At 75.1% G+C, this 12,947-nt stretch carries 7 protein-coding genes; 5 read left to right on the top strand and 2 right to left on the bottom strand.

Going from position 1 to position 12,947, the window contains the following annotated elements:
* Positions 1 to 172 precede the first annotated feature (172 nt).
* The 5 genes from ACZ50K_RS26860 to ACZ50K_RS26840 all read left to right on the top strand — a co-directional run bounded on the left by ACZ50K_RS26860 (position 173) and on the right by ACZ50K_RS26840 (position 10,926).
* A complete protein-coding gene (locus ACZ50K_RS26860) occupies positions 173 to 4,861 on the top strand; it encodes an FHA domain-containing protein (protein ID WP_468907624.1) in 4,689 nt (1,562 codons plus the stop codon).
* A gap of 117 nt (positions 4,862 to 4,978) precedes the next feature.
* Complete coding sequence (locus ACZ50K_RS26855; protein WP_468907622.1) at positions 4,979 to 6,355, top strand: ABC transporter substrate-binding protein; 1,377 nt, start codon at positions 4,979 to 4,981, stop codon at positions 6,353 to 6,355.
* Positions 6,356 to 6,360: 5 nt separating this feature from the next.
* Complete coding sequence (locus ACZ50K_RS26850; RefSeq protein WP_468907620.1) at positions 6,361 to 7,656, top strand: carbohydrate ABC transporter permease; 1,296 nt, start codon at positions 6,361 to 6,363, stop codon at positions 7,654 to 7,656.
* Positions 7,653 to 8,540 (top strand): carbohydrate ABC transporter permease, encoded by an 888-nt coding sequence (locus tag ACZ50K_RS26845; RefSeq protein WP_468907618.1) that lies wholly within the window; start codon positions 7,653 to 7,655, stop codon positions 8,538 to 8,540. Before ACZ50K_RS26850 ends, ACZ50K_RS26845 begins: the two co-directional genes overlap by 4 nt.
* Before the next feature lie 124 nt (positions 8,541 to 8,664).
* The gene (locus ACZ50K_RS26840) at positions 8,665 to 10,926 is read left to right on the top strand and encodes a bifunctional glycosyltransferase/CDP-glycerol:glycerophosphate glycerophosphotransferase (RefSeq protein ID WP_468907617.1); all 2,262 of its coding nucleotides are present in this window, start codon (positions 8,665 to 8,667) and stop codon (positions 10,924 to 10,926) included.
* On the opposite strand, the gene ACZ50K_RS26835 is transcribed toward ACZ50K_RS26840, so the two are convergent.
* Positions 10,927 to 12,171, bottom strand: coding sequence for an MFS transporter (locus ACZ50K_RS26835; RefSeq protein ID WP_468907615.1), 1,245 nt, complete (start codon positions 12,169 to 12,171; stop codon positions 10,927 to 10,929).
* 68 nt (positions 12,172 to 12,239) lie between these two features.
* Positions 12,240 to 12,869 carry a TetR/AcrR family transcriptional regulator gene (locus tag ACZ50K_RS26830; RefSeq protein ID WP_468907613.1) on the bottom strand — a complete coding sequence of 210 codons (630 nt, stop codon included), beginning with the start codon at positions 12,867 to 12,869 and terminating at the stop codon, positions 12,240 to 12,242.
* Positions 12,870 to 12,947: the final 78 nt, after the last annotated feature.

Raw genomic sequence — 12,947 nt, 5'->3', positions numbered from 1 at the left:
CAGGTGCGAGGATGCACCCAGTACGGAACCGCCGGGACGGGAGCCCGGGGTTCCGGCAGACCTGACCGGACGGACGCGTCCGTGCCGGGCGGGGGCGGACCGGGCAGCCATGTCCCGAGGTCCGGGTCCCGCCCGGCGCCGGACGCGCCGCGCAGAAGGGACCGCGACGGCGATGCAGATCCGGCTGACCGTCATCGGGCCGCGCAGCGGCCACCAGCCCGCGCCCGCCACCTGTGACGTACTCGTCACCGCACCCGTCGGCACCCCGCTGTCCGCGGTGGCCTCCGGGCTCGCCGCGACCGTCGGCGGACCGGACACCGGGGGCACCGTCGTGCTCTACGCCGGCGCCGAGCGGCTCGACCCGCAGCGGCGGATCCTCGGCGAGCCGCCGCTGGTCGACGGCGCCGTCCTGGCCCTGCACACTCCCGCCCCGGACACCGCGGGCATCAGCCTGCCGGGGGCCGCGGCACAGCTCCAGGTGGTGGCCGGCCCGGACGCGGGCGGGGTCCACCTCCTCCACCCGGGCCGGCTGCGGATCGGCCGCTCCGGCGAGGCCGACGTCCCGCTCGACGACCCGGACGTCTCCCGGCTGCACTGCGCGGTGGTCGTCGGCGAGGACGGCAGGGTCGGCATCGCCGACCTCGACTCCACCAACGGCACCACCGTCGACGGCAGCACCGTCGGCCGCACCCCGGTCCTCCTCCCCCCCGGCGCGCTCCTCCGCATCGGCGAATCCACCCTCCGCCTCACCCCCACCAGCCCCACCCCCCTCCCCCTGACCCCCGACTCGGAGGGCCACCTCTCCCTCCCACCAACCGCGCGGGGCGGGGTGGAAGGCTCCGGCGGCGCCGGGTACGGGTACGGGAGTTCCGGCGCGGGCGGGCAGGCAGGCTCGGGCCCGGCGGGACAGGGGCCGAACCGCGTCAGCGCGTACGGCAGTTCGGACGCGACCGGCAGCGGCAGTTCCGGCGGCTCCGGGTACGGGAATTCCGGCGCGGCCGGGTACAGCGGCTCTGCCGCAGGCGGATACGGCGCTACGAGCGCGGACGGCAGCTCCGGGTACGGCAGTTCCGGCACGGCCGGGTCCGGAGTCTCGGGTACGGGCGGGAGCGGCAGCTCCGGCGCGTCCGGCCACGGCACTTCGGGCACGAGCCGGTCCGGCACCTCGGCCACGGCCGAGCACGGGAGTTCCGGCGCAGCCGGGAACAGCACCCCGGGCACGACCCGGCACGGCAGCTCCGGAGCGGCCGGGCGCACCGCCGCCGGCGGGTACGGCACGGACGACCCGGCCGGATCCGGAACCTCCGGCACAGCCGGGCACGGCAGGTCCGGCACAGGCGAGTACGGGCGCTCCGGCGGCGCAGCCTCGAACGGCCCCTCGGGCACCAGCGGATACGGAACCGCGGGCACGACCGGGCCGGGCACCTCGGGCACGGCCGGGTACGGAACCGCAGGCACAGCCGGGTCCGGTGCCTCGGGCAGCGCCGGGTACCGCAGCTCCGGCGCAGCCGGGAGCGACACCCCGGGCGGAAGCGGAGGCTCCGGCGCAGCCGGGCATGGCACGGGCGAGTACGGCCGTCCCGGCGCAGCCGCGAACGGCCCCTCGGGCACGGGCAGATACGAAACAGCAGGCACGACCGGCCAGCGGACGGCAGGCACAGCCGGGTCCGATACCTCGGGCACGGCCGGGTACCGCAGCTTCGGCGCAGCCGGAAGCGAGACCCCGGGCCGAAGCGGAGGCTCCGGCGCAGCCCGGCAAGGCAGTTCCGGCACGGCCGGGTACGGCACCTCGGACACGGGCCGGTACGGGAGCTCCGGCACAGTCGGCGGCACCGCCCCGGGCACGACCCGGCACGACAGCTCCGGGGCGGGCGAGTACGGCGCCTCCGGCCCGGGCCGGTACGGCAGTTCCGGCGCGGCCGGGTACGGCAACTCAGGCACGACCGACTACAGGAGCTCCGGCACAGCCGGGAACAGCACCCCGGGCACGGCCCGGCACGGCAGCGCAGGGTCGGCCGGTTACGGCGCCTCCGGCCCGGGCCGGTACGGCAGTTCCGGCGCGGCCGGGAACGGCACCCCGGGCGCGGCCGAGTACGGGAGCCCCGCCGCAGCCGGGTACGGCATCCCCGCGCCGGCGGGCGAGCACGGCGCCCCGGGCGCGGCCGGGCACGGCACCTCCGGCGGCGGGCACGGCGCGGACGCCGGGGCGGCCGGGCGGCCGTTCCCGGCGCAGGCCACGGGCCCGGGGACGTACGGCACGTCCGGCACGTACGGCGCGGGACGCGGCGCGGCGGAACACGCGGCCCCCGCCATGGGCGCGGCGGCGGCCGGCCAGGAGGCATGGCCGGCCCCGGCCGGGCACCCGGGCTGGGGCCCGACGACGGGCGCCCCCGGCGCCACGGGCGCCCATGGCGCGGCCGCACCGGCCGCACCGGCCGTCCCGGCCGCCTCCCCCCGGCCCGGCCGGCCCTGGCACAACGAGCCCCGCGAGCACAGCCGCTCCGGCGAGGACGCCGGCCCGGGCCGCCCCGGACGCCCCGGCACCACCCCGGGCCCCGGCGCGGCCTCCACCACGGCCCCCACCCAGCCCAGCGGCCACGAAGGCCCCGCAGCCCCCACCGGATCCACCGGATCCACCGAGTCCGCAGGGTCCGCAGGGCCGGAGGCCGGGCGCGGCCGCCGCAAGGGCCTCGGCGCCTGGGCCCGGAAGCTGGTCGGCCGTGAGGAGGCCGCCGAGACGGCGGCGCCCGCCGCCGCCCCGGCCGACCTCATGGCGACCCCGTCCGGGGACAACCCCGCCGCCCTGCTGATCGCCGCCCTCGGCCCCACCGAGCAGTTGTGGCCCGGCGCCCCGGCGGAGCCGCTGTCCGTGGCGCTCGGCGCGGGGGCGCCGGTATCGCTGCGGGAGGCCGGCTCGCTCGGTCTGGCCGGCCCCCGTGCCCGGCTGACCGGCCTGGCCCGGTCCGTGGTCGCCCAGCTGGCGGCCCGGCACGCCCCGGGCGAGCTGGAGATCGTGCTGCTGGCCACCGACCGGGCCCAGCCGGTACCGGAGCGGATCCGCGACTGGGGCTGGCTGGGCTGGCTCCCGCACACCCGGCCGGCGCACGGCCAGGACTGCCGTCTGCTGCTGGCGTACGACCGCGACCAGGCCGCGGCCCGCACCGCCGAGCTGACCCGGCGGCTGGACGACAGCCCGCTCGGGGCGAACTGGGCGGCCGCCGACCGTTCGGAGGTCCGCCGGCTCGCCGACGCCTACGACGGCCCGTACACCCTTCTCGTCCTGGACGGCGATCCGGGCCCGGGCGCGCTCCGGGACCTGACCGGCCGGCTGGCCTCTCACGGTCCGGCCGCCGGGATCCATCTGCTCTGCCTCGCCGAAGCCCCGGCCGCCTCGCCGGCCTCCCCGGTGGAGGAATCCTTCGGCACGGCCTGCGCGACCGTGCCGGCCTTCCGGGACTGCGGGACGGTCGCCCTGCTCAGCGGGGACGTGGCCACCGCCGTACGGAGCTTCCCGGTCGGGGCCGGCCGGCTCCTCGGGCACGGCCGGTCCGCCACCGCCGACGGCGTGTCCGCCGCCTGGGCGGAGCGTTTCGCCCGTGCGCTGGCCCCGCTGCGTCCGGAGCCGGGGGCGGCCGGCCGGCCGGCCCGGCCCGCGGCGGCCGCGGCGCTCCCGCAGACCGCCCGGCTGCTCGACGAGCTGGGGCTGGCCCGTGCCACCCCGGCATCGCTGATGGCCCGCTGGGCGGCCGCCACCGACCAGGGCCAGGGCGTCGGCGGGCTGGCCGAACTGATCCTCGGCAGCGGCCTGCGCGGCCCGGTCGGGGCCGAACTCGTCGCGGACGGGCCGCACCTGCTGATCGAGGGGCCGCCCGGCAGCGGGCGCACGGAGCTGCTCCGCTCGGTGGCCGCCTCGCTGTCCTCGGCCGCCCGGCCGGACCGGCTGGGGCTGGTGCTGCTGGACGGGGCGGGCGGCGAGCGCGGCGAGGGGCTGGCGCCCTGTACGGAGCTGCCGCACGTCTCGGCGCACTTGGTGGCCTCCGATCCGCTGCGGATGCGGGAGTTCGCGCAGGCCCTGGGCGCCGAGCTGAAGCGCCGGTCGGAGCTGCTGGACGGGGTGCCGTTCGGCGAGTGGCACGCCCACCGCGAGCTGTCCGACCGGATGGTGTCCCCGCGCCGGCCGAGCGGCGCCGAACAGCGGGGCGCCGGGACGGGGCACGGTTCGGGGGCCGGTGGCGGTCCCGGTGCCGGGACGGGCGCCGGGTCCGGGGGCGGTGCCGGGGACCTGGACTCCCAGCGGACCGGCACCCTGCGGCTGCGTTCGGGTACCCGTACCGACCAGCCGGCAGGCCCGAGCCCGCTGCCCCGGCTGGTGGTCCTGGTGGACGATTTCGACGCGCTGGTCGCGCCCGCCCTGGGCAGCACCGGCCGTCCGGCGGCCGGTTCGGTGGTCCGGGCGCTGGAGGCGGTGGCACGGGACGGCGGACGGCTGGGGGTGCACCTGGTGGCGACCAGTTCGCGCCCCGAGCGCACGGCCGGGACGGAGCCGGCCCGGCTGGCCCGGCTGCGGGTGGAGCTCGACGCGCCCGACCGGCCGGGTCCGGGGCGGGGGCTGCTGCGCTTCGCGGACGGCCGGAGCCTGCCGTTCCAGGGCGGCCGGGTGACCGGCCGGATCCCGCGGACGGCGACCCAGCGGCCCACCGTGGTGCCGGTGGAGTGGGACCGGATGGGAGATCCGCCGGCCCGTCGGCCGGTCCGCGAGCTGGGCAACGGCCCCACCGATCTGGCCCTGTTGGCGAGCGCCCTGGACCGGGCCTCGCACCTGGTCTCCGCGATACCGGTGCTGTTCCCGCCCGCCCCCTGAGAGCACCTGGGGTGGCCCCTGGGTTATCCACAGGGCGGGTAGGCGGTATTGCGGGCCCCTGGGAGTCGGCGTAGACCTGGTGACACGGAACACACCACGGGCATCGGGGGCACGACCATGCGCAGCCGCGAACGAAACCGCACGAACACCGCCAACACCTGGGTGGCGCTGGCCGCGTTGGGGGCGCTGGCGCTGACCGCTTGCGGAGGCGGCGACAAGGACGAGAAGGATCCGCCGGCCGGGGCGGAGGGTTCGCCCAGCGCCTCGGCCGGGGTCCAATTACCGTCCCTGGCCGGGGAGAAGCTTGAGGTCGCGGCGGTGTGGACGGGGCCCGAGCAGGCCAACTTCACCAAGGTGCTGAAGGAGTTCGAGAAGCGGACGGGGGCGTCGGTCAGCTTCGTGCCGGCCCAGGATCCGATCGTGAACTTCCTCGGGACCAAGGTGGCGGGCGGCCAGCCGCCGGATGTGGCGCTGCTGCCGCAGGTCGGGGCGCTGGTCGCGGCGGTGGAGCGGAAGTGGGCGCAGCCGGTGGGTCCGGAGGCCCGGGCGCAGCTGGACAAGAACTACTCGGCGGGCTGGAAGTCCCTGGGCGCGGTGGGCGGCACCCAGTACGGGGTGTACTACAAGGCCGCGAACAAGTCGCTGGTCTGGTACAACGCGAAGGCGTTCGAGGCGGCCGGGGCGCAGGTCCCGAAGACCTGGAAGGAGTTCCTGGCCACCGCGGAGACCCTGTCCGCGTCCGGTGTCCCGGCGGTGTCCGTGGGCGGTGCGGACGGCTGGACCCTGACCGACTGGTTCGAGAACGTCTATCTCTCGCAGGCCGGTCCGGAGGCGTACGACAAGCTGGCGAAGCACCAGCTGAAGTGGACGGATCCCAGCGTCGGGCAGGCGCTGACCACCCTCGGCCAGCTCTTCGGCCGGAAGGACTATCTGGCGGGCGGGCAGACGGGGGCGCTGGCCACCGAGTTCCCGAAGTCGGTGACGCAGACGTTCACCGGTGGTGACCAGCCGGCCGCCGGGATGGTCTTCGAGGGCGACTTCGTGGCGGTGAACATCGCCGAGACCGAGGCGAAGGTCGGTGAGGACGCGCTGGTGTTCCCGTTCCCGGCGGTGGGCGCGAAGGCCCCGGTGGTGTCGGGCGGTGATGTGGCGGTGGCGCTGAAGCCCTCGAAGGGGGCGCAGGCCCTGCTGACGTTCCTGGCCTCGGCGGACGCGGCGGAGATCCATGCCGGGCAGGGCGGGTTCATCTCTCCGAACCGGTCGGTGCGGCCCGAGTCCTATCCGAACGACATCCAGCGGGACATCGCGAAGGCGCTGATCGCGGCGGGTGACGACTTCCGGTTCGACATGTCGGACCAGGCTCCGGCCTCCTTCGGCGGCACCCCGGGGGCCGGTGAGTGGAAGGCCTTGCAGGACTTCCTGAAGAACCCGGCCGACGTGGCGGGTGCGCAGGCGCGGTTGGAGGCCGCGGCGGCCAAGGCGTACGGGAACTGATTCCGGTGCCGGGGACCGCTCGGCGCCGCCACCGGACGGTGGCGGTGGCCTTCCTGCTGCCCGCCCTGCTGCTGCTCGGCGCGCTGGTGGTGCAGCCCATCGGGTATTCGCTCTACCGCAGCCTCTTCGACCGGTCCGGTGACTCCTTCGTGGGGCTCGGGAACTACGGGGAGATCCTGCGGGACGACGCGATCCGCGGGGCGCTGGAGAACACGGCGGTGTGGGTGGTGCTGGCGCCGGCCACGGCGACGGCGCTGGGGCTGGTGTTCGCGGTGCTGACGGAGCGGATCCGCTGGGGCACCGCGTTCAAGATCGTGGTGTTCATGCCGATGGCCATCTCGATGCTGGCGGCGGGGATCATCTTCCGGCTGGTGTACGACCAGGATCCGGACCGGGGCGTGGCGAACGCCGTGTGGGTGGGGGTGCACGACACCTTCGCGGAGAGTTCGGCGTTCCCGAAGGCCCGGCCGGGCCGTGATTCGCCGCTGGTGGCGGCGGGTGGTGGCGCCTTTGTCACCCGTGATCCGGTGCGGGCGGGGGCGCCGGTGCTGCTGCCGCTGGTGGGGGTGGCTCCGGCGGCCCTTCCCGAGGGCACCCGGAGCGCGGCGCCGGCGGCGGCGGAGCCGGGGCGGGTGACGGGGACGGCCTGGCAGGACTTCACCCGGGGCGGCGGCGGCCGGACCAACGCGGTGGATCCGGCCGAGTCGGGCTATGCGGGGATGCGGATCGAGGCGGTGCGGGACGGGAAGGTGGTGGAGTCCACCCGGGCCCGGGCCGACGGCACGTTCAGTCTGTCGGCGAAGGCGGACGGGGCGCTGCTGCGGCTCCCGGCGGCCAACTTCCGGGAGGCGTACGCGGGGGTGGACTGGCTGGGGCCCTCGCTGGTGACCCCGGCGGTCATCGGGGCGTACATCTGGATGTGGGCCGGGTTCGCGATGGTGCTGATCGGGGCGGGGCTGGCGGCGGTGCCGCGGGAGCTGCTGGAGGCGGCCCGGGTGGACGGGGCGAACGAGTGGCAGGTGTTCCGGCGGATCACGGTCCCGGTGCTGGCTCCGGTGCTGGTGGTGGTGCTGGTCACCCTGGTGATCAATGTGATGAAGGTCTTCGACCTGGTCTTCGTGATCGCTCCCGGCTCGGTCCAGGACGACGCGAACGTGCTGGCCCTCCAGCTGTACCGGACCTCCTTCGGGACGGACGCCGATCCGGGGGTGGGCAGCGCCATCGCGGTGCTGCTGCTGCTCCTGGTGGTGCCGGTGATGCTGGTCAACATCCGTCGCCTCCGGAAGGAGCGCACCCGATGACGTCGCCGCGCGAGAACCGGAAGGGCGGGGGGCGGGGCTCCCTGGCGGGCCGGCTGGCGGCCCGGCTGTCGGGCGGGGCGGTCCGGGTGTTCCTGCTGCTGACCGGGGTGTTCTGGCTGCTGCCCACGCTGGGGCTGCTGGTGTCCTCGTTCCTGGCCCCTGCGGACCTGAACCGGGAGGGCTGGTGGCAGGTGTTCGCCGAGCCGGCCCGGCTGACCACGGAGAACTACGGGAACCTGCTGGCGGACGACACCATCACCAGTGCGCTGCTGAGCACGGTGGCGATCACCGTGCCGGCCACGGTGTTGGTGGTGGTGCTCGGCGCGTTCGCCGGATACGCCTTCGCCTGGATGGAGTTCCCCGGCCGGGACTGGCTGTTCCTGGTGGTGGTGGGCCTGTTGGTGGTGCCGGTCCAGGTGGCGCTGATCCCGGTCTCCGAACTCTTCGGGGAGATAGGCCTCTTCGAGACGACCACGGGCGTGGTCCTCTTCCACACTGCTTTCGGGCTGCCGTTCGCCGTGTTCCTGCTGCGGAACTTCTTCGCGGAGATCCCGCGCGAGCTGCTGGAGGCGGCCCGACTGGACGGGGCGGGCGAACTCCGGCTTTTCGCCCGGGTGGTGCTCCCGCTGGGCGGGCCCGCGATCGCCTCGCTGGGCATCTTCCAGTTCCTGTGGGTGTGGAACGACATGCTGGTCGCCCTGGTCTTCGCGGACTCCTCGAACCCGCCGCTGACGGTGGCGCTTCAGCAGCAGGTCCGCCAGTTCGGCAACAACATCGACGTGCTCGCGCCCGGGGCGTTCCTGTCCATGGCCGTCCCGCTGGTCGTGTTCTTCGCGTTCCAGCGCCAGTTCGTGTCGGGGGTGATGGCCGGGGCCGTGAAGTGACCGCTCCGGGATCCCACCGGCCGTGGGGTTGACGGTCCGTAACCCGAATGCCACGTCTCGCGTAACCCGATGATCGCCACACCGGTTCCTGGGCAATATGCCCGCGCCGACCCCTGGATGTGCCGTGCCCCGGTTCAGCGTCATCGTGCCCGCGTACAAGGTCCAGGCGTTCCTGCAGGAAAGTCTGGATTCGGTCCTGTCCCAGTCGTATCCGGATCTGGAACTGATCGCGGTGGACGACGCGTCCCCGGACGCCTGCGGGTCGATCGTCGACGAGTGCGCGGCCCGTGATCCCCGGGTCACGGCCGTGCACCTGGCGCACAACCTCGGCCTGGGTCCGGCCCGCAACGCCGGTCTGGCCCGGGCCACGGGCGACTATGTGCTGTTCCTGGACGGGGACGACACCCTCGTCCCGGGGGCGCTGGAGGCCATCGCCGACCGGCTGAAGGCGACCGGCTCCCCGGATGTCCTGGTGTACGACTACGCGCGCGCCTTCTGGAGCGGTGAGACGGTCCGCAACCGGCTCGCGCACCGGCTCTCGGAGGAGGGTCCGGCCAGCTTCCGGCTGGCGGACCGGCCGGCCCTGCTGGGCATGCTGATGGTGGTGTGGAACAAGGCGTACCGCCGTGAGTTCCTGGAGCGGGAGAACCTCCAGTTCCCGACGGGACTGTACGAGGACACCCCGTGGACCTATCCGGCGCTGCTGGCGGCGGAGTCGCTGGCGGTGCTGGACCGGGTGTGCGTGCACTACCGGCAGCGGCGTTCGGGGTCGATCCTGACCACGACCACGGCCCGGCACCTGGACGTCTTCGACCAGTACGACCGGGTGTTCGCGTTCCTGGCGGGCCGGCCGGAGCTGGAGCGGTGGCGGCCGGTGGTGCACCGGCGGATGGCCGAGCACTACTGCGCGCTGTTCTCGGACCGGGTCCGGCTGCCGCGGGAGGCGCGGGCGGAGTTCTTCCGCCGGGCGGCCGAGCAGCTGCGCCGGCACCGGTCGCCGGGAGCCGGGGTGCTGCCGGTGTCCCGGGTGGACCGGCTGCGGCACACCCTGATGCGGTGGGGCGTGATGCGCCTGTACCAGGGGCTGTCGCGGCTGCGGGCCGCCGCCCTGGTGGCGGCCCGGGCGCTGCGGGCCGGCAGCCGGGGCCTGCGGGAGGCCGGCGGCCGGCTGCAATACCGGGTGCAGCGGCTGCTGCCGCTCCGCTCCGACCTGGCCGTATTCAGCGCCTACTGGCACGGCGGCTACGCCTGCAATCCGGCGGCCATCGAGGCGAAGCTGCGGGAGCTGGCTCCGGGGATGCGTACGGCCTGGATCTGCGGGCCCGGCCATGCCTCCTCCCTCCCCGAGGGCACGGTCCCGCTGCGGCCGGGCTCCCCCGCGTACTGGACGGCGCTGGCCCGCGCCCGCTATCTGGTCAGCAACGTCAACTTCGACCGGTCGCTGGTCAAGCGGCGCGGCCAGGTGCTGCTCCAGACCCAGCACGGGACCCCGCTGAAGCGGGTGGGCCTGGATCTCCAGGACCGTCCGGCGGCCACCCCGACCACGGACTTCGCGGGGCTGCTGCGGGGCGCCGACCAGTGGGACTACCTGCTGTCCGCGAACCGGCACTCCACCCTGGTGTGGGAGAGGGCGCTGCCCGCCTCCTACACCACCCTCGAATACGGCTATCCGCGCAACGACGTGTTCCACCGGGCCACCGCCTCGGACGTGGCGGAGCTCCGCGAGGGGCTGGGCATCCCGGCCGGCTCGACGGTGATCCTCTACGCGCCCACGCACCGCGACTACCGGCGCAGCCGTCCGGACCACCTGGACTTCGAGCGGGTCCTGCGTGACCTCGGCCCCCGCTTCACGGTGCTGGCCCGCGCCCATCTCACCTACGGCGACGTCCCGTTGTCCAGGGATCCGCACACCCGGCTGATCGACGTCTCGGGCCACCCGTCGGTGGAGGAGCTCTGCCTGGCCTCGGACGCCCTGGTGACGGACTACTCCTCGCTGATGTTCGACTACGCCTCCCTGGACCGGCCGATCGTGATCCACGCGGACGACTGGGAGGCCTACGAGGCGGCCCGCGGCACCTACTTCGACCTGCGGGCGTTCCCGCCGGGCGCGATCGCCCGCACCGAGGACGAGCTGGTGGACATCTTCGCCACCGGGCACTGGCAGGGCTCCCGCTCGGCCCAGCTCCGTGCGGCGTTCCGGGCCCGTTTCTGCACCCTGGACGACGGCCGCGCCGCGGAACGGGTGGTCCGCCATGTCTTCCTCGGCGACCCCACCACGGTGCCGCCCTTCACCCCCCTCGAAGAGCGCACCCCCTGCCCCCCGTCCACCCCCGGCCCCCGCCGCCCCGACTCCCTCCCCCAACTGACCACCCCCCGCTGGCCCTAGTCAGGGGCGGTGGGTGGCGCGGCGGGTGGCCAGGGTGAAGGCCAGGGAGACCGCGGCCACGGCCGCGATCGCGGCGCCGGGCGACAGCCACTGCGCCACGGCCCCGGCCAGTGCGGCCCCCACCCCCTGCATGGTCATCCGCCCGGCCGATTCCACTCCCTGCACCTGCCCCCGCACCCCCTCCGGGCTCAGTTCCAGCAGCCGTTCCTGCAACGGCAGGGTCGCCGCGAAGCCGACTCCCGCGAGGAACACCCCGATCGCCGCGGCGGCCACCGGCGGGTGCAGGGCCAGCAGCGGATACGGCGCCGCCATCAGCACCCGCAGACCGAACGCGGCGCGGCGGCGCTGCCGGGCGTCGAGGAGCCGGCCGACGAGCAGGTCGCCGAGGAGCATCCCGGCGGAGGCGGCGGCCAGATAGCTGCCGGCGTGGCCGGGGTCGTAGGAGATGAGCAGTGCTTCGCAGCCGACGACGAGGCCGTTGGGGACCCACAGGTTCAGCAGCAGGGTCCGCTGTGCGCGATGGGCGAGGAGTTCCCGGTTGGCGGTCCAGGTGCGGCTCAGGCCCGGCCGCCGGGTGAGCCGGACGGACCGTTCCCGTACGGTCGCGGCCACCACCGCCAGCCCGGTCCCGATCAGCGCCGCGGAGACCGCGAACAGCCCGTACGGGCTCAGGTGCCGCAGCAGCAGGGCGCCGGCCGCGTAGCCGAGGACACCGGTGATTCCGCCGGCGATGTTCATCAGGGAGCGGGCGGTGGCGTATCCGGCGGCCGGGACGATCTCGGCGAGCAGCCCCATCCGGGTGCCCGCGCCCAGGGACTGGAGGAGGCCCAGGAGGAGCAGCAGGGCGAACCGGACGGCCAGCGGGAGTCCGGGCACGGCCTGTGCGGCGGCTCCGGCCAGGGTGAGGGTCTGGAGCGTCATCAGGGTGCGGCGCGGCCGCTTCCCGTCCGCCACCGACATCAGGGTGAGCGCTCCGAGGACGGCGGCGAAGGTTCCGCCGTACAGGGTGACGGCGGTCAGGAAGGGGGAGCCGGTGCGGTGCTGGACCAGGCTGCCGAGGGCGAACCCGGACAGGGTGCCGGCCGCGACGGTCAGGGTGAACCCGGCGCAGAGTCCGGCGAACTCCCGGTCGCGCAGCAGGCGCGCGTAGCCGGGCGGTCGGGTGCCCCTCTCGTCGGAGGTGACGGCGACGGTGACGGCCGCGGAACCGGTGGGGGACGTGGGGTGAAGTGGTTCGGAAGGCATGAAAAAAGCCTCCGGACATCACCCGGTGCCGGGTGGTTCGGAGGCCAACCCCCGTATTTTACCGTCCTCTAGGGCGCGGCCCGCAAGCCGGCCACCGTCGACTGCGCCAGGCCGTCCAGATAGCCGGCCGTGACCCGTTCGCCGACGACCACCTGTCGCCAGTAGAGCGGTCCGATGGCCAGGTCGAGGGCGCGTTCCGGGTCGGCGCCGTCGGGGAGTTCACCGCGGGCGACCGCCTCGGCCACGATGCCCTCGGCCAGTCGCCGCTGCCCTTCCAGCAGGGCCCCCCGTACCGCTTCGGCGAGTTCCGGGTTCCGGGCGGATTCGACCAGCAGGTCGGGGATCACGGCGGAGGCGACCGGGTGCCGGAGCACATGGGTCATGACCTCCAGCAGGGCTCTGACGTCGCCGTAGAGGGAGCCGGTGGCGGGGGCAGGCAGGCCGTCGGCGGCGAACACCGCGATCAGGTCGAGCACCAGATGGAGCTTGGACTTCCAGCGCCGGTAGACGGCGGTCTTGCCGACGCCCGCCCGGCGGGCGATCCCCTCGATGGACATCCGGGCGAACCCGACCGTCGCCAGTTCCTCCAGCACCGCCGCGCGGATGGCCTCGGTCACGTCCTCCCGGAGGACGGCGGCCCCGGCCGGGGCCCGTCTGGGCGCGCTGGCGGCGGGGGTGGCGGCAGGGTCCTTGGTCATGCACAGAGCATAGCCGCGCACGCCGGCACCCCGGCGTCACGACGATACGGTTGCGTTCCGACGGTCCGGGTCCTACTC

It is taken from the genome of Streptomyces sp. NPDC033845 (assembly GCF_055576225.1).
The sequence above is the reverse complement of the archived record's forward strand: the minus strand, read 5'-3'. Positions and strand labels throughout refer to the sequence as shown.

Coding starts and splice junctions, on each gene's coding strand:
- ACZ50K_RS26835 (WP_468907615.1), bottom strand. CDS start 12,171: ATGCCTTCCGAACCACTTCACCCCACGTCCCCCACCGGTTCCGCGGCC.
- ACZ50K_RS26830 (WP_468907613.1), bottom strand. CDS start 12,869: ATGACCAAGGACCCTGCCGCCACCCCCGCCGCCAGCGCGCCCAGACGG.
- ACZ50K_RS26855 (WP_468907622.1), top strand. CDS start 4,979: ATGCGCAGCCGCGAACGAAACCGCACGAACACCGCCAACACCTGGGTG.
- ACZ50K_RS26845 (WP_468907618.1), top strand. CDS start 7,653: ATGACGTCGCCGCGCGAGAACCGGAAGGGCGGGGGGCGGGGCTCCCTG.
- ACZ50K_RS26860 (WP_468907624.1), top strand. CDS start 173: ATGCAGATCCGGCTGACCGTCATCGGGCCGCGCAGCGGCCACCAGCCC.